At 66.3% G+C, this 24,789-nt stretch carries 22 protein-coding genes and 2 tRNA genes; 11 read left to right on the plus strand and 13 right to left on the minus strand.

The window, feature by feature from the left end:
- Positions 1 to 6 precede the first annotated feature (6 nt).
- The 10 genes from GV068_RS00295 to GV068_RS00340 all read left to right on the plus strand — a co-directional run bounded on the left by GV068_RS00295 (position 7) and on the right by GV068_RS00340 (position 10,099).
- Positions 7 to 1,290, plus strand: coding sequence for a lipopolysaccharide biosynthesis protein (locus GV068_RS00295; protein ID WP_159695456.1), 1,284 nt, complete (start codon positions 7 to 9; stop codon positions 1,288 to 1,290).
- Positions 1,287 to 2,573 (plus strand): O-antigen ligase family protein, encoded by a 1,287-nt coding sequence (locus GV068_RS00300; protein WP_201303221.1) that lies wholly within the window; start codon positions 1,287 to 1,289, stop codon positions 2,571 to 2,573. Before GV068_RS00295 ends, GV068_RS00300 begins: the two co-directional genes overlap by 4 nt.
- A complete protein-coding gene (locus tag GV068_RS00305) occupies positions 2,536 to 3,672 on the plus strand; it encodes a glycosyltransferase family 4 protein (protein ID WP_229463538.1) in 1,137 nt (378 codons plus the stop codon). The genes GV068_RS00300 and GV068_RS00305 overlap by 38 nt, the downstream gene beginning before the upstream one ends.
- Before the next feature lie 123 nt (positions 3,673 to 3,795).
- The gene (locus GV068_RS00310; RefSeq protein ID WP_229463540.1) at positions 3,796 to 4,446 is read left to right on the plus strand and encodes a hypothetical protein; all 651 of its coding nucleotides are present in this window, start codon (positions 3,796 to 3,798) and stop codon (positions 4,444 to 4,446) included.
- 5 nt (positions 4,447 to 4,451) lie between these two features.
- The gene (locus tag GV068_RS00315) at positions 4,452 to 5,231 is read left to right on the plus strand and encodes a hypothetical protein (protein WP_229463542.1); all 780 of its coding nucleotides are present in this window, start codon (positions 4,452 to 4,454) and stop codon (positions 5,229 to 5,231) included.
- Between the two features lie 10 nt (positions 5,232 to 5,241).
- Complete coding sequence (locus GV068_RS00320) at positions 5,242 to 6,489, plus strand: glycosyltransferase family 4 protein (RefSeq protein ID WP_159695460.1); 1,248 nt, start codon at positions 5,242 to 5,244, stop codon at positions 6,487 to 6,489.
- Positions 6,482 to 7,690: a DegT/DnrJ/EryC1/StrS aminotransferase family protein gene (locus GV068_RS00325; protein WP_159695461.1), complete on the plus strand. Its 1,209-nt coding sequence runs from the start codon at positions 6,482 to 6,484 to the stop codon at positions 7,688 to 7,690. The genes GV068_RS00320 and GV068_RS00325 overlap by 8 nt, the downstream gene beginning before the upstream one ends.
- Positions 7,687 to 8,277 (plus strand): sugar transferase, encoded by a 591-nt coding sequence (locus GV068_RS00330; RefSeq protein WP_159695462.1) that lies wholly within the window; start codon positions 7,687 to 7,689, stop codon positions 8,275 to 8,277. The genes GV068_RS00325 and GV068_RS00330 overlap by 4 nt, the downstream gene beginning before the upstream one ends.
- Positions 8,278 to 8,292: 15 nt before the next feature.
- Complete coding sequence (locus GV068_RS00335) at positions 8,293 to 8,883, plus strand: hypothetical protein (RefSeq protein ID WP_159695463.1); 591 nt, start codon at positions 8,293 to 8,295, stop codon at positions 8,881 to 8,883.
- 25 nt (positions 8,884 to 8,908) lie between these two features.
- Positions 8,909 to 10,099: an acyltransferase gene (locus GV068_RS00340; RefSeq protein ID WP_159695464.1), complete on the plus strand. Its 1,191-nt coding sequence runs from the start codon at positions 8,909 to 8,911 to the stop codon at positions 10,097 to 10,099.
- Positions 10,100 to 10,791: 692 nt separating this feature from the next.
- Here the strand turns inward: GV068_RS00340 and GV068_RS00345 are convergent.
- The 11 genes from GV068_RS00345 to GV068_RS00395 form a co-directional block, all read right to left on the minus strand.
- Positions 10,792 to 13,068 (minus strand): polysaccharide biosynthesis tyrosine autokinase, encoded by a 2,277-nt coding sequence (locus GV068_RS00345; protein WP_159695465.1) that lies wholly within the window; start codon positions 13,066 to 13,068, stop codon positions 10,792 to 10,794.
- 40 nt (positions 13,069 to 13,108) lie between these two features.
- Positions 13,109 to 14,236, minus strand: a complete 1,128-nt coding sequence (locus GV068_RS00350; protein ID WP_159695466.1) for a polysaccharide biosynthesis/export family protein — start codon at positions 14,234 to 14,236, stop codon at positions 13,109 to 13,111.
- 107 nt (positions 14,237 to 14,343) lie between these two features.
- Positions 14,344 to 16,170 carry an energy transducer TonB gene (locus GV068_RS00355; RefSeq protein ID WP_159695467.1) on the minus strand — a complete coding sequence of 609 codons (1,827 nt, stop codon included), beginning with the start codon at positions 16,168 to 16,170 and terminating at the stop codon, positions 14,344 to 14,346.
- Between the two features lie 133 nt (positions 16,171 to 16,303).
- Complete coding sequence (locus tag GV068_RS00360; protein WP_229463545.1) at positions 16,304 to 17,278, minus strand: MBL fold metallo-hydrolase; 975 nt, start codon at positions 17,276 to 17,278, stop codon at positions 16,304 to 16,306.
- Positions 17,279 to 17,376: 98 nt separating this feature from the next.
- The gene (locus GV068_RS00365; RefSeq protein WP_159695468.1) at positions 17,377 to 17,721 is read right to left on the minus strand and encodes a DUF5710 domain-containing protein; all 345 of its coding nucleotides are present in this window, start codon (positions 17,719 to 17,721) and stop codon (positions 17,377 to 17,379) included.
- 49 nt (positions 17,722 to 17,770) lie between these two features.
- Positions 17,771 to 17,847, minus strand: a tRNA-Arg gene (locus GV068_RS00370).
- Positions 17,848 to 17,917: 70 nt separating this feature from the next.
- Positions 17,918 to 17,994: transfer RNA gene (locus GV068_RS00375), tRNA-Pro, on the minus strand.
- A 61-nt stretch (positions 17,995 to 18,055) separates the two neighbouring features.
- Positions 18,056 to 19,396, minus strand: coding sequence for a phosphoglucosamine mutase (glmM, locus tag GV068_RS00380; RefSeq protein WP_159695469.1), 1,341 nt, complete (start codon positions 19,394 to 19,396; stop codon positions 18,056 to 18,058).
- Positions 19,397 to 19,465: 69 nt separating this feature from the next.
- Complete coding sequence (gene folP, locus GV068_RS00385; RefSeq protein WP_159695470.1) at positions 19,466 to 20,317, minus strand: dihydropteroate synthase; 852 nt, start codon at positions 20,315 to 20,317, stop codon at positions 19,466 to 19,468.
- A 74-nt stretch (positions 20,318 to 20,391) separates the two neighbouring features.
- On the minus strand, positions 20,392 to 22,275 hold the full coding sequence (gene ftsH, locus GV068_RS00390) for an ATP-dependent zinc metalloprotease FtsH (protein ID WP_159695471.1): 1,884 nt from the start codon (positions 22,273 to 22,275) through the stop codon (positions 20,392 to 20,394).
- A 216-nt stretch (positions 22,276 to 22,491) separates the two neighbouring features.
- On the minus strand, positions 22,492 to 23,139 hold the full coding sequence (locus GV068_RS00395; RefSeq protein ID WP_159695472.1) for an RlmE family RNA methyltransferase: 648 nt from the start codon (positions 23,137 to 23,139) through the stop codon (positions 22,492 to 22,494).
- A gap of 44 nt (positions 23,140 to 23,183) precedes the next feature.
- Between GV068_RS00395 and yhbY the strand changes: the two genes are divergently transcribed.
- Positions 23,184 to 23,654, plus strand: coding sequence for a ribosome assembly RNA-binding protein YhbY (gene yhbY / locus GV068_RS00400; RefSeq protein ID WP_159695473.1), 471 nt, complete (start codon positions 23,184 to 23,186; stop codon positions 23,652 to 23,654).
- A gap of 57 nt (positions 23,655 to 23,711) precedes the next feature.
- Here the strand turns inward: yhbY and GV068_RS00405 are convergent, their stop codons facing one another.
- A complete protein-coding gene (locus GV068_RS00405) occupies positions 23,712 to 24,182 on the minus strand; it encodes a DUF4149 domain-containing protein (protein ID WP_159695474.1) in 471 nt (156 codons plus the stop codon).
- A complete protein-coding gene (gene greA / locus GV068_RS00410; protein ID WP_159695475.1) occupies positions 24,182 to 24,661 on the minus strand; it encodes a transcription elongation factor GreA in 480 nt (159 codons plus the stop codon). Before greA ends, GV068_RS00405 begins: the two co-directional genes overlap by 1 nt.
- Between the last annotated feature and the right edge of the window lie 128 nt (positions 24,662 to 24,789).

Raw genomic sequence — 24,789 nt, forward strand, 5'->3', positions numbered from 1 at the left:
ACCTCGATGATCAATCGTCTGAAACAGCGCCTGAAGGCGCGCCTGGGCCACGCGGCGCCGTTCTGGCGCAACGTGGCCACGGTGCTGGGCGGGGCCGTCGGCGCCCAGGCGCTGCCGCTGCTGGCCGCGCCGATCCTGACCCGGATGTGCACGCCGGCCGAGCTCGGCGCCTACAGCGTCTGGCTCGGCATCGTCGCGGTCGCGGCGATCGGCGCCACTCTGCGCATGGAAGCGGCGATGATCCTCGACCACGAGCCGGAGCGACAGCGCGCCTGTTTCCGGGTGGTGTTCTACAGCACCACGGTCACCGCCCTGCTGCTGACGCTGCTGGCGGCCGGGACGCGCCTGGCCGGCGTCGACGCCGCCGCCCGCCTGTCCTGGACCGCCCTGCTCACCCTGGGCCTGGGCACCTGGTTCACCGCGTGCATGCAGACCACGCTCGCCTTCGCCACCTCGCACAATGCCTTCGGCAAGGCGGCGCGCGCCAAGGTCGCTACCGCCGCCGTCATCGTCACTTCCCAGCTGGCCCTGCTGCAGGCCGGCCTGGGCGGCATCGGCCTGGTGCTGGGACACCTGATCGGCACCTCGGCCGGCTTCGCCACCTCGCGCCTGCTCCTGCGTCCGCCCAGCGCGCCGATCGGCTGGCGCCTCGACGCCCAGCAGCGCGCGCACCTGCTGCGGCACCAGAAGTTCTGGCGTTATTCGCTGCCCTCGAACCTGCTCAACGGCGCGGTCAGCCAGCTGCCCCTGTTCCTGATCGGGATGCGCCACGGCGCCCTGGCCGCCGGCCTGTACGCCCTGACCCAGCGCGTGCTGTCGGCGCCGGTCTCGCTGGTCGCCTCGTCCGTGCTGGAAGTGTTCAAGCGCGAGTCCGTGCGCGAGTTCGAGGAACACGGCAACTGCGCACGCGCCTACCGCCACACCTTCAAGGCGCTGGCCCTGCTCGGCGCCGGTCCCTCCCTGGTCCTGCTGCTGTTCGCGCCCCTGCTGTTCGGCTGGGTGTTCGGCGCCAACTGGCGCAGCGCGGGGGAACTGGCCCAGTTGATGGCGCCGCTGTTCCTGCTCAACTTCATCGCCAGCCCGCTCAGCTACGTGTTCTTCGTGGCCGGGCGCCAGCAGGCCGATCTGTGGTGGCAGGTGGCCCTGTTCGCCATGACACTGGCGGCCTTCCTGGCGCCGGGCAGCGTCAAGCAGAACGTGCTGTGCTACGTGGTCGGCTACTGCTGCCTATACCTGGTGTATTTGCACATGTCCTGGCAGTGTTCCCGCAACGTGCTGGCGGCCGCATGAAAAAATCACGCAAGGGAGCCATCGCGCTGCGCGGCTGGGAACGGCGCGACCAGCTGGTGCTGGTCGCCTCCTTCTTCCTGCTCTTCCCCGGCTTCTTCTTCTATCACACCCTGCTCGGCACCGGCACCACCGGCGCCTTCCTGGGCGGCTATTTTGCGCCGGTCGCCGTGGCCTTCGCCATGCCGGTGTGCCTGATCTACCTGGCGCGCGTGCGGCGCGACCCGCGCCGGCTGACCATGGTCGATCTCCACTACGGCCTGTTCTTCGCCTATTTCCTGACGGTGGTGCTGGTCAATGGCGCCTCCGGCGCCAACCGTACGATCGTGACCAACCACATCCTGGGCATCCTGTTCATGGTGCTGGTCTATATCCAGTTCAGCCTTATCGATTTCGACAGCCGCCGCTTCCGGGTCGTCGGCATACTCAGCCTGGCCGCGATGTCCACCATCGCGTTCACCAACTCAGTGGACGGCGTGTTCTACCTGGGCGCGCTGGGCATCGCCAAGGATGCCGACGCGCTCGCCACTTACCAGGGTTTCTCGCGCTCCTACCTGTTCACCTACCTGGCCGTGGTCAGCTTCACCCGCCACCTGCCGCTGCGCCTGGTGCTGCATGCGCTGGGCGCCGCCACCCTGTTCGTCAACACCGCGCGCAGCGAGTTCGCGGCCCTGCTGTTCACGATCCCGGTAATCGAGTTCTACTATTCGCGCCACAAGCTCTACTTCATCCTGGCGGCCGCCATGGTGGCGGTCCTGCTCTCGATGTACTTCGACCAGATCCTGGCGTCGCTGCCTTCGAACCGCATCCTGGAACTGCTCGACCTGTCGCACTCGACATCGGCCAACAAGCGCCACCAGCTCACCGTGCACGCCTGGCAGACCGTGTCGGCCCATCCGCTGTTCGGCGACTACGCCAGCTACAAGCCCGGCTATTACTCCCACAACGTGCTGTCGGCCTGGGTCGACCTGGGCCTGTTCGGCATGGTCTACCTGGCGGCGCTGGCGGTGCTGCCGATCACGCCGATGTTCATCCACGAATACTTCGCCGCCCGCGACCGCGGCCTGTTCATGTGCGCCTTTGCGTTCGCCTGCGTCACCATCCTGCTGCTGCTGACGTCCCACTACTTCACCGACATGCTGCTCAGCGCCACCCTCGGCTGCTGCGCGCGTTACGCCTACGAGAGGAAACATGGCCCGCATCGTGCACCTGAGCTCAGCACATCCGCGCTTCGATACACGGATTTTCGTGAAGCAGTGCCGCAGCCTCGCCAGCCACGGGCATGAAGTCGCCCTGGTGGTGGCCGACGGCCTTGGCGACGCCTGCCGCGATGGAGTCCGCATCGTCGACGTCGGCCGTCCATCCGGCCGGCGCGAGCGCATGCTGCGCAGCACCCGCCGCGTCGGCCGCGCCGCGCTGGCGCTCGGCGCCGACGTCTACCAGCTGCACGATCCGGAACTGATCCCGGTCGGGCTGCGCCTGGCCTTTGGCGGGCGCAAGGTGGTGTTCGACGCCCACGAAGACGTCCCCTCGCAGCTGCTCGACAAGCCCTACCTGTCGCCGCGCAGCGCACGCCTGGTGTCGCGCGCCTACGCCGCCCTCGAGCGAAGCGCCCTGCGCCGTTTCGACGGCGTGCTGGCGGCCACGCCGCTGATCCGGGCGCGCCTGGCGGCGCTCAATCCGCTGACCGTGGACGTCAACAACTTTCCGCGCGCAGAAGAGTTCGCCCAAGCGCCCCTGAGGGCCGAGATCACGGAGACGGCGGGCGCACGCGACAGCTTCTGCTACGTCGGCAGCATTTCCGCGATCCGCGGCGTGCGCGAGCTGGTCCAGGCCTGCGCCTTGCTGCGCACCCCGGCGCGCCTGGCGCTTGCCGGCAGCTTCGGCGAAGCGGAACTGGAAGCCGAAATCCAGGGCTATCCGGGCTGGCGCCGCGTCGATGCGCTCGGCCACCTCGACCGCGACGGTGTCGCCGCAGTGATGGCGCGCGCATTCGCCGGTCTCGTGACCCTGCTGCCGACCACCAGCTACCAGGAAGCCCTGCCGGTCAAGATGTTCGAGTACATGGCCGCAGGCATTCCCGTGATCGCCTCCGACTTTCCGCTGTGGCGCGACATCGTCGAAGGCAGCGGCTGCGGCCTGTGCGTCGACCCGCGCAACCCGGCTGCGATCGCCGCCGCCATCGACCACCTCGCCAGTCATCCGCGCCTGGCGCGCGAGATGGGCGCCAACGGCCGGCGCGCCGTCCTGGAACGCTACAACTGGGAAAACGAGGCCGACAAACTGATTGCCTTTTATACCGACCTGCTGGCGCCGCGCCCAATGCGCAAGGGCGTATTCGGCAAAACCACTTTACCGGCCCGTTCCATCCATTCGACCGACTGAATTCGACGTCCCGGCCTTACGTTAGTTCAAATGGGCCTGGCGTCATCAGCCGTATTGTCTAGTTATCAAAGAAATATGGGATCACTTATGTTCCTGCAACATTACAATACGTTTCTAGAGGTAATGAAATTACCCCGCGCACGGCTCACGTTTTCCCAGCGTATCGATCCGGACGATATCAAGGCCACCTACCGCAGTTATACGAAACCGCATCCGCGTTTCAAGATCATCGGCCATAAGACCATCGGCGCGGCCTTGATCGATCTCTCTCAATTCCCGGATCGCGAAGCCTACCTGGAGCATATCAAGGGCAAGAACCAGGGCGGCTATCACGCCAAACGGGCGCGCAGCCGCGGTTATGTGGTGCGCGATATCGACCGCAAGGTCCATGTCGACGATATTTACGAGATTAATACCAGCCTCGATACGCGCCAGGGCCGGCCGATGGACCAGAAATATCTCGACAAGCAGGAACGTTTCGAAGATCAGCAGCATTTCCGGTATTGGGGCGTATTGCACCCGGAAGGCAAGCTCGTCGCTTATGCCACCCTGGGCATTTACGGGAATTTCGCCTCCTTTTCCCAGATGATGGGAATCCGTAATAACGACGGGATCATGCATTTGCTGCTGAGCGAGGCCATATGCCGCCTGATCGAAGAACGCGAAGTCCGCTACGTCATGTACGACACCTTCTTCGGCGCCCAGCCCGGGCTCCGGAATTTCAAGACCATCCTGGGCTTTCGCCCCTACCGCGCCAGCTATACGCTGCAATGAACGCCATGCTCAATCGTGTCTATGCGGATTACCTGATGCCGAGCCGGCTCGGCGAATACGAGGCCCTGGTGCGCGAGGTGGCCGACGCCGGCTACGCCCAGCTGTCGGTGCGCGACTTCTTCCGCCGCGTGCGCGGCGGTGGTTCCTGCCCTGCCGGACCGACCTTCGTGCACCGCCACGACATCGACAGCGACCTGCGCACCGCGCGCAAGATGTTCGACATCGAAGCGCGCCATGGCGTGCGCGCGAGCTACTACTTCCGCCTGTGCACCCTGGACTTCGGCTTCATGCGCGAGATCGAAGCCGCCGGCAGCGAAGCCAGCTACCACTACGAGGAAGTGGCTGATTTCGCCAAGCGCCACCGCCTGCGCAGCGCCGAAGCGGTGCGCGAGCGCTTCCCCGAGATCCGCGCGCTGTTCGCGCGCAACGTCGCCCGCATCGTCGAGGGCCTGGGCATCCCGATCAGCACGGTGGCGAGCCACGGCGACTTCGCCAACCGCCGCCTCAAGGTCATCAACCATGAACTGCTGCGCGACGAAGCGCTGCGCCGGCGCTGTGGCATCGAATGCGAATCCTATGACGCCGAGCTGCTGCGCTGCTTCGACATCTACATCAGCGACCGCAAATATCCGGTCTACTACTACCCCCTGTCGCCCTTCGAGGCGCTGGGAAAGTACCAGCACATCTGCCTGCTGACCCATCCGGTGCAGTGGGAAACCAACTGGGTCGAGAGCACGCGCTGCAACGTGCGCCGCCTGGTCGAAGAAGTGGCATGGCGCGCCTAGGGTCCTGTCGATGAACATCCTCCTGATCAACCACTACGCCGGCTCGGTCCATCACGGCATGGAGTACCGTCCCTACTACCTCGCGCGCGAGTGGGTCAGGCTCGGGCACCGGGTGCGCATCGTCGCCGCCAGCCACGCCCACGTGCGTGCGCGCCAGCCGGACATGGGGGGACGCAGCCGGGTCGATGAACACATCGACGGCATCGACTACACCTGGTTCGCCACCCCGCCCTACCAGGGCAACGGCCTGGCGCGGGTGCGCAATATGGGCGCCTTCGTGCTGCGCCTGTGGCGTGAAGCAGCCACGCTGGCGCGCGAGGTGGCGCCCCAGGTGGTGATCGCCTCCAGCACCTACCCGCTCGACATCTGGCCGGCGCACCGCATCGCGCGCCTCGCCGGGGCCCGCCTGCTGCACGAAGTGCACGACCTGTGGCCGCTGTCGCCGATGGAGCTGGGCGGGTTCTCGCGCCACCATCCCTTCATCCGGCTGCTGCAGGCAGCCGAGGACTACGCCTGCCGCAACGCCGACACGGTCGTCTCGATCCTGCCCAAGGTGCGCGAGCACCTGGAAGCGCGCGGCATGGCGCCGCACAAGCTGCACGTGGTCCCGAACGGCACCGACCCGGCCGAATGGCTGGCGGCGCCTGGCGCGCTGCCGGAGGAACTCGACGCCCTGCTGTCCGGCCTGCGCGCCCAGGGCCTGTCCGTGGTCGGCTATACCGGCAGCCACGGCCTGGCAAATGCGCTCGACACCCTGTTAGAGGCCGCCAGCCTCCTCAAGGACCAGCCCCTGGCCTTCGTGCTGGTCGGGGATGGCCCGGTGAAGGCGCGGCTCGAGCGGCGTGCGCGCGAGCTGGGCCTGGCCCGGCTGCACTTCGTGGCGCCGATCCCGAAGGCCCAGATCCCGGCGCTGATGGCCAGGCTCGACATCGCCTACCTCGGATGGCAGCGCCAGCCCCTGTACCGCTTCGGCATCGCGCCGAACAAACTGATCGACTACATGATGGGTGGCTGCCCGGTGCTGCACGCTGTGGAAGCCGGCAACGACCCGGTGCTTGACGCCGGCTGTGGCCTGACGGTGGCGCCGGAAGACCCGGCCGCCGTCGCCGGCGGGCTGGCGGCGCTGCTGGCCATGCGCCGTTCCGAGCGCCGCGCGCTGGGCGAGCGCGGACGCGCCTATGCGCTGGCCAACCTGACCTATCCCGTCCTTGGACAGCGTTTCCTGACCACTTTCGCACACGAGGTTTCCCATGGCTGAACAGGCACAGGCGCCAGCGGCGCCCAGCAGCGACCCGCTGGACGATCTCCCTCCCCGCTTCCTGCCCTTCGCGCTGCCCGACATCGGCGACGAGGAAATCCGCGCGGTCGAAGTCTGCCTGCGTTCGGGCTGGGTGACCACCGGGCCCACCACGCGCCGCTTCGAGCAGGACTTCCGCGCCTACCTGGGCGGCGACGTCGAGGCGATCTCGGTCAATTCCGCCACCGCCGGCCTGCACCTGGCGCTGGAAAGCGTCGGCATCGGCCCCGGCGACGAAGTCATTGTCCCCACCATGACCTTCACCGCCACCGCCGAGGTGGTGCGCTACCTCGGCGCCCGCCCGGTGTTCGTGGACGTCGAGCCAGGCACCCTGAACATCTCGCCCGCCGCGGTGGCCGCCGCGATCACGCCGCGCACCCGCGCCATCATGCCGGTGCACTACGCCGGGCTGGCCTGCGACATGGACGCCATCCTGGACCTGGCCGCACGCCACGGTCTGCGCGTCATTGACGACGCCGCCCACGCCTTCCCCACCCGGCTCGACGGCAAGCTGGTGGGCACGCTCGGCAGCGACATCACCGTCTTCAGCTTCTACGCCAACAAGACCATGACCACCGGCGAAGGCGGCATGATCGTGACGCGCGATCCGGAGCTGGCCGCGCGCATGCGCTGCATGCGCCTGCACGGCATCAGCCGCGACGCCTTCGACCGTTATACCTCGCGTGTGCCGGCCTGGTTCTATGAAGTGATCGCCGCCGGCTTCAAGTACAACCTGACCGACATCGCCTCGGCGATCGGGATCGAACAGCTGCGCAAGATCGACCGCTTCCAGCAGCGCCGCACCTGGCTGGCCCAGCGCTACGACGAAGCCCTCGCCGAGCTGCCGCTGCAGCTGCCAGTGCATCCAATACTCGGCAGCACCCATGCCTGGCACCTGTACGTGGTGCGCCTGACGGATGGCGCCGGCATTGGGCGCGATGAGCTGATCAACGAGCTGGCGGAACGCGGCATCGGCACCAGCGTGCACTTCATCCCCCTGCACCGCCAGCCCTACTGGCGCGACAGCTACGGCCTGAATCCGGAGGCCTTCCCGGTGGCCGAGGCCAGCTTCGAGCGCATGCTCACGCTGCCGCTGTACACCCGCATGCTCGACTCCGACCAGGACCGCGTGGTCGCGGCCCTGTACGAGCTGCTGTCATGAGCAAGCGCGCCTTCGACCTGCTGGGCGCCGCGGTCGGGCTGGTTGCACTGGCGCCGCTGCTGCTCCTGATCGCGCTATGGGTCCGGATCGACTCGCCCGGACCGGTGCTGTTCCGCCAGCAGCGCGTCGGGCGCGGCGGCGGCTTGTTCACGATCTACAAGTTCCGCACCATGCAGCAGCGCAAGCTCGACGGCCCCCAGATCACGGTCGGCGCCGACCCTCGCGTGACGCGCGCCGGCCGTTTCCTGCGCCACTACAAGCTGGACGAGCTGCCCCAGCTGTGGAACGTGCTCGAGGGCAGCATGAGCCTGGTCGGGCCGCGTCCCGAAGTGCCGCGCTACGTCGACTGCTATCCACCTGAACAGCGGCGCCTGGTGCTGTCGGTGGCCCCCGGCATTACCGACTGGGCCGCGATCCGCTACAAGGACGAGAACGCGATCCTGGCGCGCGCCGCCGACCCCGAGCGCGCCTACGTGGAGGCTGTCCTGCCCGTCAAGCTCGACTACTACGTGCGCTATGTCAGGGAACGCAGCTTCTGGGGCGACCTGCGGATCCTGGCGCATACCCTCGCCGCCCTGGTGCGCTGAGCGAAGGAGCATGCGATGCGGCTGCTGCACCTGGGCGACCTCGAGCTGACCCTGCCATTGGCCCTGGCGGCCGGCGGCTGGCTGCTCGCCGCCCGGGCCTGGCGCGCCGCGGCGGCCTGGGCGCTCCTGTTTGCCGGCGCCATGGCGCTGGTCGGCGGCAGCAAGGTCGCCTACCTGGGCTGGGGCACTGACATCGGCGCGCTCGGCTTCAAGGCGTTCAGCGGTCATGCCTTCGGCGTCACCGCGGTCTACCCGGTGCTCGGCTACTTGCTGTGCCGGCCCATCGGGCGAGGCTTAGCACTTGCCGCGGCCGGCGCCGGACTGGCGCTCGGGCTGGTGATGACCGTCGTCCTGGTCGGCCAGGGCGAACACGCGGTGACCGAAACGGCAACCGGCTGGCTGCTGGGCGCCTGCGCCAGTGTCGGCACCCTGTACCAGGCCGAGCCGCGCGGCGTGATGCCCGGCCCGGCCTCTCCCGCCAGTGCCGTGGCGCTCTTCCTCGTATCGGGTTTCTTGATGCAATCGGCGCATGTCGGTTACTGGATGATCAGGCTTGCGCTGGCGCTGTCCGGCAATGCACAGCCGTATTCCTGGGACACATGCTAGTGCTTATTTACCCATGGAGAACCACATGCTGACCTTCCCCTCGATACACTGGCAAGCACGAGCGCCTTTGGGCGAGAATCCCGTGCAGTCCCTCGTGATCTCCGCCCTGCGCGGGCTGGCGGCCCTGCAGGTGGCGGCCTCGCACCTGCGCGCCGAAATCTATCCCGGCCTGCGTACGCTCGAAGATCCGACCCTGGCCTACCTGGGGCTGGCCTTCTTCACCGGCTTCGCGCACCAGGCGGTGGTCGTGTTCTTCCTGATCAGCGGCTGGCTGGTGGGCGGTAGCCTGATGAACCGCTTCGGCAAACCGCAAGCCGTGGCGCACTATGCGATCGACCGCTTCACGCGCCTGTGGACGGTGCTGGTTCCCACCCTGCTGCTGACCCTGGTCGTCGGCCTGGTTATCGGCGCGGCCAGCACCGGCCCCATGAACTTCGACCCGGCCAACGAGTACTCGGCGGCGTCCTTCGCCGGCAACCTGTTCGGCCTGCAGGCCGTCGCCGTGCCCGACTTCGGCGGCAACTATCCACTGTGGAGCCTCGCCCATGAAACCTGGTACTACATCCAGTTCCCGCTGCTGTTGCTGGTGGTCGCAGGGAGCGGCCTGCTGCGCCGCGCCGCCGCGGCCGCGGCGCTGATCCTGCTGCTGTCGACCTTACGCGACATGATCTCGCTCTACTTCATCATCTGGCTGCTCGGCGCCGCGTTCTCGCGCGTGCGCATCGACTGCGGCAATCTCGTGCGCGGCCTGCTGCTGGTGCTGACGCTGGCGCTGTTCGTCTTTTACCGCCTGCGCGGCAACAACGACGATCTCGTGCCTGGGTCCTTTGTGCAGGACATCATCTGCAGCATCCCCTTCCTGTTCCTGCAGGCCTCGCTCCAACAGAAGGTGGATGCGACGGCGCCGGCCTACGTCCGGGCCAACCGGATAGCCGTGTTCTTCTCGGAGTTCTCGTTCTCGCTCTACGTGCTGCACATCCCGGTCATCGAGCTGATGCGCTATCTGGGCCGCCAGTTCCTGGGCCGCGAACGCCTCGACCCGAACCTCGCCACCGATTTCCTGTGGTACTTCACGGTACTCGGCACGGTAGTGGTGGCAGCCTATGTGTTCTACCTGCTGTTCGAGCGGCACACCATCCGGATCCGGAACGCCCTCAAGCAACTGCTGCTCACGCCGCGCGCGAAACCGGTACGGGTAGTGCTGTCGCCGGACTGATCGCCCGGCGCGGAGCCTGGGAGCTTGCCTCCCGGTCCCGCTACGCGCGCTCGGCGCCGTCCACGTAAGCAGGGGCCTTACCGAGCCAGGTTTGGCGCTTGCTAGCCAAAGAGAAAATCGCACGGCCCACCTTGGTCCGTGCAATGTTTACATCAAGCTCAGGGGTATGCAGCCGACGCAGACTGCGCTTGCGCCATGCTGTTACGCAAGTCCTGCCCGGTGTTTGTTCGGCGCGGCGGCCATGCAGGCCGACGTGATGGGGCGCGCTGGTCGAATCTCATTTCACGAGGCCGCCATGGCGAGCAGGTTCGCGTCAGCCCTCCATTGCACTGGATACTCAGGCGGATCCGCACCGGCTATCGTCAATCGACGTCCTGCTGCCGAGATCCGGAGCGTGGAGCTGATTTCGGACCCGTCACGGTGCTCCAACGCGATGTGCTGATGCCGGACCTTGGCGCAGTGTTGCGCGGTGCGGGCTTATGGTGGGTCCGCTGGCGACACAGGCGGCGCGGCTCTTGTGTCGGGCCTCGCCGGCGTGATCGACAGCGGACAGTTCACGGTGGATCTCAAGGCCGCGCTGTGGAACGCACACTGGCAATCCGACACCGCGGGTCACAATACCCACGGCCCTTGATTGCCAGTGAACCGGATCAAGGCCCTCACGCCGGGCCCTTCCCCCTTGTTATCCCCGGTCAGGCGACGTAGGCCAGCTGCGGCCCGCCGCCATATTGGGAGCGGTAGTCTCCCAGCCTGAGCGCCATGTCATTGAACAGCACTCCGCGCGGCGAGATCCCGGCGTGGTTCAGGCGCTTGATCGATTCGTTGATCTGGCCTTCGGTCGTGACGGCGGAGCGCGTCACCAGGAACACGGCGCCCGCGTGCGCGCCGATGATCAGGGCGTCGGCGACCGCCAGCAGCGGCGGCGGATCGATCAGCACCAGGTCGTACATTGGGCTGACGGTCTCGAGCAGGTTGCCGAAGTTCAGGTGCAGCAGGAACTCGGCGCGGTTCGTCGGCAGCTCGCCAGTGGGGATGAAGTCGAGCCGTTCGAGGACATTGTGGTGGATGACCTCGTCCACGGTGGCGCCGCCGGCGATCGCGCGCGACAGGCCCTTGCCGCGGTCGACGCCGAAGTAGCGGTGCAGGTGCCCGTTGCGCATGTCGGCGTCGATCAGGAGCACGCGCTTGCCGCTGGCGGCCATCACGGCGGCGAAGTTGGCGGCGATGAAGGACTTGCCGAGGTCGCGGGTTGGGCCGGCCATCATGACCACATTGTTTTTGAAGTGGGGCATGGAGAACTGCAGGGCCGCACGGAAGCTCCGCAGGCTTTCGACCGCCGGGTCTTCGGGCAGGATCTGGGCCAGCAAGGGCAGCACGCCGTCGGGCTTGGACTTGCGCATCAGCTTGTCCTGGTTGCCGCTGTGCGGGATCGAGGCGTAGACGACCCGTGCGCGCAGCATCCGTTCGATTTTCTGCGGATCGTCGATACCGCCGCGCATGGCCTTGCGGGTGAAGGCGAACAGCGTGCCGAGGAACAGCCCGGTCACGACCGCCATCGCCACGATCAGCGGCCGGTTCGGCTTGATCGGCTTTTCCGGCGCGATCGGCGCGTCGACCAGGCGCACGTTGCTGACCCGGCCGACGGAAATCAGGCGCAGCTGCTGCGCGGTGTTCGACAGCGCCGTGTACAGGTCGGTGTTGACCTTGATGTCGCGCGTCAGGCGCGCCTCGTCCTGTTCCATCACCGGCAAGGTGCGGATACGGCTGGCGATGGCTTCGATTTCGGCATCGACTTCCTTGCGCTGGCGGTTGACGGCGGCCACCACTGGGTGGTCTTCGGTGAAGCGCGCCAGCAGCTCGGTCTTCTTCTGGATCAGTTCCATGCGCCGGGTGCGCGCTGCCGCGGCCTGGGTCAGGCTCATACGCGCTTCCTCGCGCAGGTCGACGGTGCCGTGGGCGTTGCGGAACTGGTTGTAGCGGTCCTCGGACTGCTCCAGCTGGCGCTTGAGGATCGGCAGCTGCTGGTTCAGGAAGGCGAGCGACTTCTCGGCTTCCTCGGTCTTGCGCGCCAGGTTCTGGCGCATGTATTCGCGCCCGATCTCGCTCAGCAGGCTGTTGATGCGGGCCGAGCTTTCTCCCTGCAGCTTGACCTCGATGACACCGGACTGTTTGCCCTGCTCGGTGATCACCATCGAGCTCTGGATGGCCTGGATGGTGCCCAGGCGCGACTTGCGCTTGATGCGGAAGCGCGCCCCGGGATTGGCATACAGGCGGTCGACCTTGATCTCGAGCAGGCCGTCCGGCAGCGGCACCCGGTAGCGCTGGCCGACGGTGCCGTCGAAGGCCAGGCGCTGGCCGCCGCCGGAGAAGCGGTAGCGGTTGCCGGCGCGCGCAGTGAGGACGAATTCGCGGTTGAGCCAGGATTCCGGCACCTCGAACACGGATACGTCGGCCTTCTCGCCGCCCCATACGTAGCCGCCGTAGCCGAACAGGCCCGGATTGGACAGGTTGCCCGCGTTCTGGGTGGCGAACCAAAAGCCGGCCACCGGGAAGTATTTCGGCTGGACTTCGATGTAGAGCTGGAGGTTGTCGACCGCGCGCGAGACGACCATGCGCGAACGCAGCAGCTCCATCTCGGCGATCGCCGCCTTCTTGGTCTCGAACAGGGACGAGGCCTCGCTCAGGATGTTCTTGGAGGCGTTCGGGCTTTCCTCTTCGACGTGGATCATGAGGTTGGCCTCGTACACCGGCTTTGCCACCAGCGCGTACAGCACCGCCACCACGGTGATGAAGGCGGTGATGCTGCCGATCAGCCAGCGGCTGTCGTACAGGGTGTTGAAGTAGCCTTTCAGGTCGACCGTGGGCTCTTCGGGCAGGGGCTCGGGTGGCCGCGGGTCGAAGGGCACCGACAGCACCGGCGGGCTGTGCGAGATGTGGGTCAGCGGGTGGGCGTCGGCAGGATTGCTCATGGTGGCAGACCTCGCTCAGTGACGAAGGCGGTGGCGGCGTTCAGGGACGGGTGGTCACGCCGACCGCCGAGGTCAGCGCGCCCGGGAACAGCAGGCTCAGGTGGCGGTTCCAGTTCGCCAGCGGCGAGGCGGCGACATACACCACGTCCTTCGGCCGCAGCTCGAAGGACTCGGCCATGGCCAGTGCGCCGGTGACGCGCGCATCGAGCTGGAACACGCGGGTACGGTCGGGCGTCTTGCGCACCACGTAGATCTGGCGGGCGTCGCCGCTGAGCGGGCTGACGCCGCCGCTTTCGCCGAGCGCCTCGTTCAGGGTCAGGCGGCCGTTGTGCATGGTGAGCGCGCGCGGCGTGACCACCTCGCCGGACACGAAGACCTTGCTCTCGTCGCGCGAATGCACACGCACCACGTCGCCGTGGGCCAGCAGCACGGTGCCGGGATTGACGCCCTTCTGCACCAGGTCTCGCAGGTTGATCAGGTAGCGGTTCGGCCCGCGTTCGATCACGATCCGGCTCTGGTCCGCGCTGGGCAGCATGCCGCCGGCGCGGTTCAGCGCCTCGACCAGGGTCATGGGGATGTCGTTGATGGCCTGCAGGCCGGGCGCCTTGACCTCGCCGTCGATGTAGACCCGCTTGCTGCGGTAGGACTGGACCCGCAGGGTCAGGCTCGGGTGCGCGATGTAGCGCGCCAGCTTCTTGGTCAGCATCGACCTGGCCTGTTCTTCGGTCAGGCCTTCGACCTGCAGCAGGCCGATCAGGGGGAACTGGATGCGCCCCTGGTGGTCGACGGCGAAGCCGGGCTGCACCGCATTCGGCGGCGCGGCGCCGCTGTCGGTGGCGGCGGTGGCTGCGGTCATGCCGCTGCCGGCGAGCTCGGGGTGGTCCCAGACGACGATCGACAGCACGTCGCCCTGGCCGATGGTGTAGGGAGCGGGATTGGGTTCGATCAGCGGCGACAGGTCTTGCCGGGACAGCGCGGCCAGCGCACTTCGCTCGCTCTCGATCAGCTGCTCGGTGATCAATTCGGTGGGCGGAGCCTTGCCGTCCCCGTCCTTGCCGCTGCCTGCGAACTGGATTCCGGTGGTGCAGCCCGCCAGGCCGCTACCGAAGACGACGAGGAAAACCAGCAGCCGGCAAAAGACGATTGCAACTGAACGAGACGAAGCCATGATTGTTGCCTATCAAAAATAGACGCGTTACTGGAACGCTTCAGTCCAGCGTACGGTGTCCATCAGGCTTGGCTTTGTAGCTGATCAAACAGCAGGTGCGGCGCGGCTCAGCGAATTTCCTCTAGTAACTTCAGACCGTCCGCAAAGCGCCACACGCGGCGGATTTCGATGACGTCGAAGCGCGCCGCGACGTTCGGCGGGAAGGCGGAGTAGCGGGCATTGAGCTGGACGAAGCGGCGCACCATGTCGTCCATGTCGGCCCGGCCGCTGGAGCGGACGATGGTCACGTCGTCGACGCTGCCGTCGCTGCGCAGCGACAGGCTGACCAGCGGATCGATGCGGACGTCGCGCAGCGAGAACTGGGCGCCGCCCAGGATCGCGGTGCGCTCCAGTTTCTGGCGCACGCTGTCGACGTACAGGCGCACCGGCACATCGCGTTCGGCGCCGTCGGCCAGCGCGCGCCGCCCTGCGTGCGGATCAAGGGGCCGCGCCGGTGGCGGCGCCACGTTGGGGATGCTCAAGCCGCGCAGCATCTCGCGCGCGCGGCTCGCCAGCGCGCTGCCCGGGACGTTGCCGCCCGGCCGGGCGCCGTCACCGTCGCCAGCGCCCGGCCGGCCGGACGCGCCAGCGCCCGCTCCGGCGCCGCCCTGCCCCGCATTGCCGGCGCCCGGCAAGCCCTGGGCCTGCATCCGCTCGGCGCCGCGCTCGGCGGCAATACGGCGTTCGGACTGGGCGCGCTCGTCTGCCAGGCGGTGGGCCTGTTCCTCAGCCTCGGCACGCTGGCGCGCCTCGGCCTGTTCCTGTGCCAGGCGGCGCGCGTTTTCCTCGACGGCGCGACGTTCAGCTGCGAGACGTTCGGCGGCGGCCCGCTCGGCGGCAAGACGCTCGGCCGCCAGGCGTTCGGCTGCCAGCCGCTCGCTTGCCAGGCGTTCCGCGTTGCGCTGGGCCTGTGCCTGGCGCGCCTGCGCTTCTTCCTGTTCGCGCAGCTGCGCCAGGCGCTGCTGCTCGGCGTCGGCGCGGCGGCGGTCTTCCTGCTGCGCAAGCCGCGCCTGCTCGGCCGCCAGTTCCTCGGCCCGGCGCTGTTCGGCGGCGCGCTGCTCGGCCTGCTGGCGCTCGACCAGCTGCTGCTGCGCCAGTTCGCGGGCGGCCAGCTGCTCGTCGGCGAACTTCTGCTCGGCCTGCTGCCGTTCGAGCCGCTGCTTCTGCTCGGCCATCAGGGCGGCCTCGCGCTTGGCCAGGGCCTCGCGGTCGCGCCAAGTCATGAGCTCCTGTTCTTCGCGCAGCAGGCGCGCGGTTTCCGCCTCGCGGCGCTGCTCCGCTTCGGCCGCCGCGATCCGCTCCGCCTCTTCCTGGCGCTGGCGCTCGGTTTCCATGGCCTGCTCGTCCTCGCGCGCCGCCACCACGGCCTCGTCCGGCTCTGGCTTCGCGTCCGGCTCACTGCTGACGACGCTGGCCACCTTGTCGGGTGCGATGTCGGCCGGCGGCGGCGCGACCGCAAACTCGGCGTCCGGCTTCGCGGTGGACGCGATCACCGGCGCCGACACCGGCGGGCGCGCTTTGGGCTTCTTGCGCCGGACCGGGCGCGCGGCCGGCTTGGGCTGGACCGCCTGCGCCAGTTCGACAGCTTGCGGTCGCGGGTCGACCAGGCGCAGGCCTCTGGCGGGAGCAGCGGACTGTACTGGAAGCGGCTGTGGCGGCAAGGGCAATGCGGGGGCATCCACGGTGGCCGGCTGGGGCGCGGGGGTCGGCGCCGGCACGGGCGGGGCCAGCGTCACCCGGATCGGGCCATTGGCGCCGAGGTCGAAGCCGGGTACGCCGAACTGCAGCGACAGCAGCAGTGCGTGCAGGAGCGCGGATACCGCAATGCCGGTGACGAGGCGCCGGTCGCGCTGGACCAGTGGATCGTTCGGGCTCGAGTGCTGCGCTCTGGACATGCCGTGGGCTGGAAAGCAATAATTGTCAGGCTGGCATCTTAGCGTTTACTCGACAGTATTGCGAGCGCGCACGATTGCCTCCGGGCGCGAAGTCCGGAGTACGTTGGCTGAATCAGACGGTTTCCCCGGACGGCTATCTCTGGGTGCGGGTAAACGAGTAGGTCTCGCCGTGCGCCAGGTAGACCACGTCCTTGTCCAGCCCCGCCGCCTTGACCTCGCGCGCGAAGTCCTCGAGCGGCGACTTGAACACGTCGTAGTCGTTGAAGTGGATCGGCACGGTCTTCTTCGGCCGTACGATCTGCATCATGCGCACGCCGTCCTTGCCATCCATCGTGACCTTCAGCACCCCGAGGATGCGGGTGCCGCCCAGGTGCAGCAGGGCCAGGTCGATGTTCGGGAAACGCTGCGGGATGGCGCGGATGTCGTCGACCACCAGGGTGTCGCCGCTGATGTACATGCGGTAGTCGGGGGCGGCGGCGTTGGCGCCGAAATCGAGGATAGAGCCCATCACCTTGGGCAGCAGCACCGCGACCCCGGCGGGCCCGTGGCGTCCCGGCGTGGCAGTGATGCGCAGGCGCGCGTCGCCCTTGCTGACCTCGACCTTGTCCCAGCTGCTCAGGCCATAGGTGCGGGTGAAGCCCAGGCGCTTGAGCCGTTCGCTCGCTTCCTTGGGCGTGATGATCGGGGTGGCGCGGTTCAGCTTTTCCTCGACCAGCTGGTCGAAGTGGTCGCCGTGGTAGTGCGAGAGCACCACCAGGTCGATCGGCGGCAGGTCTTCGAATTTGATCGCCGGATTGGTCTTGCGCTCGGAAGTCAGGCCATAGCCGAGGTGCACGTGCTCGCCCTTGTGCAGGAAATTCGGGTCGGTCAGGATGGTGAAGCCCTGGTAGCGGATGATCACCGTTGCCGTGCCGATGAACTGCACCGTGCCGGTGCTTGCGTCCGGTGCCTGCGCGCCGTTCGCCGCCAGCTGGAGGGTGAAGACTTCGCCCTGTGCCGGGGTGGCGGTGGTGGCGGACGCGTCGGCGGCGCGGGCGGCTGGAACCAGGGCGCAGGACATCGCCATCAGGATGCAAAGACAGGGCTGGAACAGTCGTGCGTAAGGCATGTGCGCTCTCCGGAAACGCGCGCATCCGGGCGATGCGTGCTGCCAGAACGTTAACACGGCAGCGCTGCGAACGGCGTCCGCTTGCCTGCGAGATCGGACTACAGTTTGCCGACGATCCCAGCCAGGTGCTGACGTGCCTTGTGCCATTCGGTGCCGGCCAGCGCGGCGCTGCATTGCGGGCAGCTTTCAAATGGATTGCAGTCGTGCTCGATCGCGATGTAGTTGGTGCCGGTCACCGTCTTGCCCTGGTAGCTGTCGACGCGGCCCTTTCCGGAGGCGCCAGACGAGGCCGCCCCGGCGTCGCCGCCCTGCCCGGCCCACTTGGCAAAGGCGTCGGTCGCGACGCCGTCAGGCACGTACCAGCGGCGTTTGGTGGGATTCCAGCGGGCGCCCAGCGCTTTCGCCTCATCCTTCTCGGCATAGGGAACAGTCAGGAAAAGCATGCGGTCCTAGAGTTTGGTCAAGAATGGGCCATCGCGTTCCAGCACGGGTTGGCCTGCCCAGCTGGGTTCGAACCAGCGACCCTCAGCTTAGAAGGCTGATGCTCTATCCAACTGAGCTATGGGCAGTTCAGACAGCGCCTCATGCGATGCGCCGGAAATGAAACGGGCTGTCGAACGACAGCCCGCGGAGGAGTTTTGGTCGGAGTACAAGGATTCGAACCTTGGACCCCCTGGTCCCAAACCAGGTGCGCTACCGGGCTGCGCTACACTCCGATGTGGGGCTGATGATACTCCCGCAGCCGGGGCGCGTCAAATCGACGCGCCTTCTGCGCTCTCAGGCCGCCAGCTTGTCCGCGATGCGGCGCGCCATGCTTTCGGCGATGTCGGCTTCCTTGGCCTCGACCATCACACGGATCAACGGTTCGGTGCCCGAAGCACGGATCAGCACACGGCCGGAATCGCCCAGCTCGCGCTCGACCGCCTCCTTCTCGGCCACCAGGGCCCCATCCTTGGTCCAGTCGAAGCCTGGCGTCACGCGCTTGTTGATCAGGGTCTGCGGATACAGCTTGAGCTCGCTGCAGCACTCGGCCAGCGACTTGTTGCTGCGCCTCAGGGCCGACAGCACCTGCAGGGCCGAGACGATGCCGTCACCGGTGGTGTGCTTGTCCAGGGCCAGCAGGTGGCCCGAGCTTTCGCCGCCGAACAGCCAGCCGCGCTCCTGCATCACTTCCAGCACATAGCGGTCGCCGACCTTGGCGCGCGCGAAGCCCACACCCATCTGCTTGAACGCGACTTCCAGTGCCATATTGGTCATCAGGGTGCCGACGGCGCCCGCCACCGGGCCGGTCGACATGCGGTCGCGCACCATCAGGTACAACAGTTCGTCGCCGTTGTAGACGCGCCCTGCTCCGTCGACCATGATCAGGCGGTCGGCGTCGCCATCGAGCGCGATGCCGAGGTCGGCCTTGTTGGCCACCACGGCTTCCGACAGCGCTTTGGGCGCGGTGGCGCCGACGCCGGCGTTGATGTTGAAGCCGTCCGGCTGGGCGCCGATCGAGACCACTTCCGCGCCGAGTTCGTGGAACACGTGCGGCGCGATGTTGTAGGCGGCGCCGTGGGCGCTGTCGACCACGATCTTCAGGCCACGCAGGTCCAGTTCGTTGGGGAAGGTGCTCTTGCAGAATTCGATGTAGCGGCCCTGGGCGTCGCGCAGGCGGCTCGCGCGGCCCAGCTTGTCCGAGGGCACGCAGCCCATCGGCAAGTCGATGGCTTCTTCGATTTCCAGTTCCACCGCGTCCGGCAGCTTGGTGCCGTGCTGCGAGAAGAATTTGATGCCATTGTCCTGGAAGGGATTATGCGAGGCCGAGATCACGACGCCGGCCTGCAGGCGCAGCGCGCGGGTCAGGTAGGCAATGGCTGGGGTCGGCATCGGGCCGGCCAGCATCACGTCGACGCCGGCGGCCGAGAAGCCCGCTTCCAGCGCGGCTTCCAGCATGTAGCCCGAGATGCGGGTGTCCTTGCCGATCAGGACGACCGGACGGCCGCTGCTCGATTTCCCGCCCTTGGCCAGCACCGTGCCGGCGGCATAGCCGAGGCGCATGACGAAGTCGGGCGTAATCGGCGCTTCCCCTACCAGGCCGCGAATACCATCCGTACCGAAATATTTCCGTGCCATTATTCTTCTCTTTTCTTTCCGTGATTAAACGTCGGTGGGTATTTTATCTGGTGTAATTATTTCACGTCGTCACGATTCGTTCGTGCCCGCATGCCATACCTTCAGTGCGTCGACGGTCTCTGCCACATCGTGCACCCGTACAATTCTAGCGCCATGCGCCACCGCAGCCAATGCCCCGCCGACGCTGCCGGCAACGCGCTCTTCCACCGGTTTTCCGGTGACGGCGCCAATCATGGATTTGCGCGACAGCCCGGCCAGCACCGGCAGGCCGACTTCCATGCGGATGCGGCCAAGCTGGCGCAGCAGCGCGTAATTGTGCTCGACCGTCTTGCCGAAGCCGAAGCCCGGGTCGACGCAGATCCGTTCGCGCGCAATGCCTGCGCGCACCAGGGTGTCCACCCGTTCGTTCAGGAAGGCGATCACCTCCCCGACCACGTCGGTGTAGTTGGGCGCCTGCTGCATGGTCTGCGGCGTGGCCTGCATGTGCATTACGCACAGCCCGCAATCGCTGTCGCGCACCGCCTCGATGGCGCCGGGAGCGCGAAAGCCGTTGATGTCGTTGATCATGTCGGCGCCGGCGATGATCGCCTCACGCATGACTTCCGGCTTGCAGGTGTCGACCGACAGCGCGGCGTCGAGGGTGCGCAGCGCATACAGCGTGGGGATCACGCGCGCCAGCTCTTCGGCGACCGGAACGCTGGGCGAGCCCGGGCGGGTCGATTCGCCACCGACGTCGATCATGCCGGCGCCGTCGCGAATCATCTCTTCGGCATGCGACAGGGCGAACTCGAGGCCCTGGTAGCGGCCACCGTCGGAGAAGGAATCGGGAGTAACGTTCAGGATACCCATCACAATGGGATGGGTCGAGTCTGGCCCTTCCAGCGCGAAGCTGTACTGGCCGCATTGCAGGTTCTTGAGCATGGCGTAAAAACTGGGGAGCGTTAACGAGCAAAAGGCATCCGTGAGGGATGCCTTTTGCTTGGTGGATCAGGCGATCATGCCGGGGCGGTGGTCGGTGCCACGCCGCCCGGACCGTTGTCGCCCGGCGGGGTGCGCTTGGTCAGGATGCTGGTCTTCGACTGGCGCGGCTCGCGGCCGGCCATGATGTCGTTGATCTGCTCGGCGTCGATGGTTTCCCAGTCGAGCAGCGCCTTGGTCATCATTTCGACCTTGTCGCGGTTTTCTTCGAGCAGGCGGCGCGCCAGGGCGTACTGCGTGTCGAGGATGTTGCGGATCTCGGCGTCGACCTTCTGCTGCGTCGCTTCCGAGATGGTCTTGGTGGCGCCGCCGAAGAAGCCTTCGTTCTCGCTGTCTTCGTAGACCATCACGCCCATGCTCTCGGACATGCCGAAGCGGGTCACCATCGAACGGGCCAGCTTGGTGGCGCGGGCGAAGTCGTTCGAGGCGCCGGTCGACATCTGGCCGACGAAGATCTCTTCGGCGATACGGCCGCCGAACAGGATCGAGATTTCTTCCAGCATCTTGTCTTTGTAGCCGGACAGGTTGTCGTGCTCAGGCAGCTGCCAGGTCAGGCCGAGGGCGTAGCCGCGCGGCATGATCGTGACCTTGTGCACCGGGTCGGCCTTCGGCAGCAGCTTGGCGACCACCGCGTGGCCCGACTCGTGGTAGGCCGTGTTGCGGCGCTCTTCCTCGCGCATGACCATCGACTTGCGCTCCGGACCCATGTAAATCTTGTCCTTGGCGTCTTCGAAGTCGATCATCTCGACCAGGCGCTTGCTGCGGCGCGCGGCGAACAGCGCTGCTTCGTTGACCAGGTTGGCGAGATCGGCGCCCGAGAAGCCCGGGGTGCCGCGCGCCAGGATGTCGGCCTTGACGTCGGTACCGATCGGAACCTTGCGCATATGCACGTTCAGGATCTGTTCGCGGCCGCGGATGTCCGGCAGGCCCACCATCACCTGGCGGTCGAAACGGCCCGGACGCAGCAGCGCCTTGTCCAGCACGTCGGCGCGGTTGGTCGCGGCGATCACGATGACGCCCGAGGAGGCTTCGAAGCCGTCCATCTCGACCAGCAGCTGGTTCAGGGTCTGTTCGCGCTCGTCGTTGCCGCCGCCCATGCCGGCGCCGCGGTGACGGCCGACGGCGTCGATCTCATCGATGAAGATGATGCAGGGCGAATGCTTCTTGGCGTTCTCGAACATGTCGCGCACGCGGGACGCACCCACGCCGACGAACATCTCGACGAAGTCCGAACCGGAGATCGAGAAGAACGGCACTTTCGCTTCGCCGGCGATGGCGCGCGCCAGCAGGGTCTTACCGGTACCCGGAGGACCGACCATCAGCACGCCGCGCGGAATGCGGCCGCCCAGTTTCTGGAACTTGGTCGGGTCTTTCAGGAAGTCGACGATTTCCGAGACTTCTTCTTTCGCTTCATCGCAACCGGCGACGTCGGCGAAGGTGACAGTATTGTTGGTTTCATCGAGCATGCGCGCCTTCGACTTGCCGAAGGAGAAAGCGCCTCCCTTGCCGCCGCCCTGCATCTGGCGCATGAAGAACACCCACACGCCGATGAGCAAGAGCATCGGGAACCACGAAATGAAGACCTGCTGCAGGAACGAAGGTTCTTCCGGCGGCTTCACGTCGAAGCGCACGCCGTTGTCGCGCAGGTCGCCGATCAGGCCACGGTCGAGGATGGTCGCGGTGGCGCGCACCTTGCTGTCGTCCTGGCGGGTCGCGGTAATATTCGAACCCTCGATCACGACGTCCTTGATGCGACGTGCCTTCACCTCGTCGAGAAGCTCGGAATAAGCGATGGTCTTGCTGCCGCCGGCGACGCTGTGGTTGTCGAACTGCTTGAACAGCATGAACAACAGCAGCGCAACGACCACCCAGATGGCGGATTTGGAAAACATATTATTCACGAAAACTCCTCCGATGCGATTGCATCTCTACCGATTTCAGTATGACGATTTTAACCGCAATAAGCCGACGCCGCCACGCAACGTAAGCAATAGTGCCGAAATGCCATTTTTCTAAGTACGGGCCGGTGCGCAACCGTTTGCGCAGCCAGCCTCACGCGGCTGATGTGTGGTTGCCGCGCCGAATATCAAGGGCAAAACGGTCCCGAAATGCGGAATTCACGCTACTGGATTCTTCAGACCGCGTCCAAGCAGGAAAATTTCAGACGATTTGTCCCGGCTTGCCTTGGGTTTGACCTGTTTGACCGTTTTGAATTCGTCCCGGAATTTTTCCAGTATCTGAGTAAATCCCATATCTTTAAAGCACTTCACGAGCAATGCCCCGCTCGGTTTCATGTGCATTTGAGAAAACTCAATGGCCAAGTCGATCAAGTGTTCCATTCGCGCCGCATCCGCGGTCGGAATACCGGACAGATTGGGCGCCATGTCGGACAGGACCAGGTCGGCCTTGCGGCCCTGCAGCAGCCCGTCGAGCTGGCCGAGGACTTCTTCCTCGCGAAAATCGCCCTGGATGTACTGGACGTCCGCGATCGGTTCCATGGGCAGCATGTCGAGGCCGATGATGGTGCCATTGATGCCGCCGCCATCAGCGCCGGCCAGCTTGCGGCGGGTGTACTGGGCCCAGCTGCCGGGGGTGCAGCCGAGGTCGACGATGACCTGGCCCGGCTTGATCAGTTTTTCGCTCTCGTCGATTTCCTTGAGCTTGTAGGCGGCGCGGGCGCGAAAGCCTTCTTTCTGGGCCAGTTTGACGTACGGGTCGTTAATATGGTCGTGCAACCAGTTTTTGTTTAATTTGTTCTTGGCCATTCGCGTAGAATACTGCTTTTAAAGGTACTTCCAAAAAAATTATTATGCTTAAACTCACTCCGGCCGAGCGCAGCGCACTGCGCGCCGAGGCCCACGGACTCAACCCAGTCGTCATGATCGGCGAATCCGGCCTGACCGAATCGGTCATGAAAGAAATCGCCGCGAGCCTGGACGCGCACGGCCTGATCAAGGTCCGCGTGTTCGGCGACGACCGCGAAGCCCGTGTCGAGATGTATGAACAGATCTGCGTGGAACTCGACGCGGCCCCTGTCCAGCACATCGGCAAGCTGCTGGTGCTCTACCGTCCGAAGAAGGAAGCCGTCAAGGAACGCAGCGGTAAGACCGGCAAGGGCATGCGCGAAGTTACCATCGTCAAGGCCAGCGCCAGCGGCACCAAGAAGCCGAGCGTCACCAAGGTCATGCTGAAGGGGAACGAACGCGTCACCGCGGGCGGCAACATCAAGCGCGCCAAGCCGCGCCAGACGTCCAGCAAGAAGAATGCACTGAACAAGTGATCGGCGTGGGCCAAACAAAACCGGGGCGACCCGGTTTTTTTTCGCCTGTCGCCAGGCTCAGCGGCTCTTGAGGACCAGGACTGCCGCCAGGATGCTCTCCACCACGTGGAACAGCTGCGACACCCCGTGCATGACGGCGAACTGCGTCCAGTACGGCGACGCCCTCACCCCGCCTGGCCCCGCCAACTCGCGCATCTGCGCCATGGCCGGCTGCAATCCCGCCCACATCACGAGCGCGCAGGCCAGCATGGCCAGCACCAGGAGGTTCAGGGAACGGCGTCGGCCGGGCTCGAGGTCGCCGGACACCCGCACCAGGACGAACATCAGCGCTGCGCATCCGATCGACACCCAGCCGAGCCGGTGCAGGAGCCCTGCTACGACGTCGCCAGCAACAAGGCTCGGTACCGCCGCGAACACCGCCGGCGCCGCGATATAGCCGAGCGCCCACAGCGCCCCCGCCCACAGCACCGCCACCAGCAGCCGCGCGGCTGCCAGGCGGGATGCGGAGCGCGGAAGGCTGGCCTGCATCAGACGTAGCGGACTTCGAGGATTTCGTATTCGCGCGGACCCGACGGCGCCTGCACTTCGACCACGTCGCCGGCGTATTTACCGATCAGGGCGCGGGCGATCGGCGATGTGACCGAGACCTTGTTCAGCTTCAGGTCGGCTTCGTCGAGGCCCACGATCTGGTAGCTCACCTTCTGGCCGCTATCCAGGTCTTCCAGGTCGACGGTTGAGGCGAACACGACGCGGCCTTCCGCGTCCAGCGTGGCCGGGTCGATGATCTGGGCGGCGCTCAGCTTGCCCTCGAGTTCCGCGATGCGGCCTTCGACGAAGGCCTGGCGCTCTTTCGCTGCATCGTATTCGGCATTTTCGGACAGGTCGCCGTGCGAGCGCGCTTCGGCGATCGCGTCGATCACATTACGGCGCTCCTTGGTCTTGAGCTGGTGCAGCTCTTCCTTCAGGAGTTCGGCGCCGTATTTGGTCAGTGGTACGGTAGTGTTCATGTCGCTTTACGTTGTTTCGTGATTGGACGATGTGCACCTTGAAAAACCTGCTGCGCGTTGCACTGGCGCCCTGCGATGCTCACTGTACTCTCGTACAGCTGCGCTTCTTGGCCACCATTGCTGCCGCT

The organism is Massilia sp. 9I (assembly GCF_902506415.1).
GTDB lineage: Bacteria > Pseudomonadota > Gammaproteobacteria > Burkholderiales > Burkholderiaceae_D > Telluria.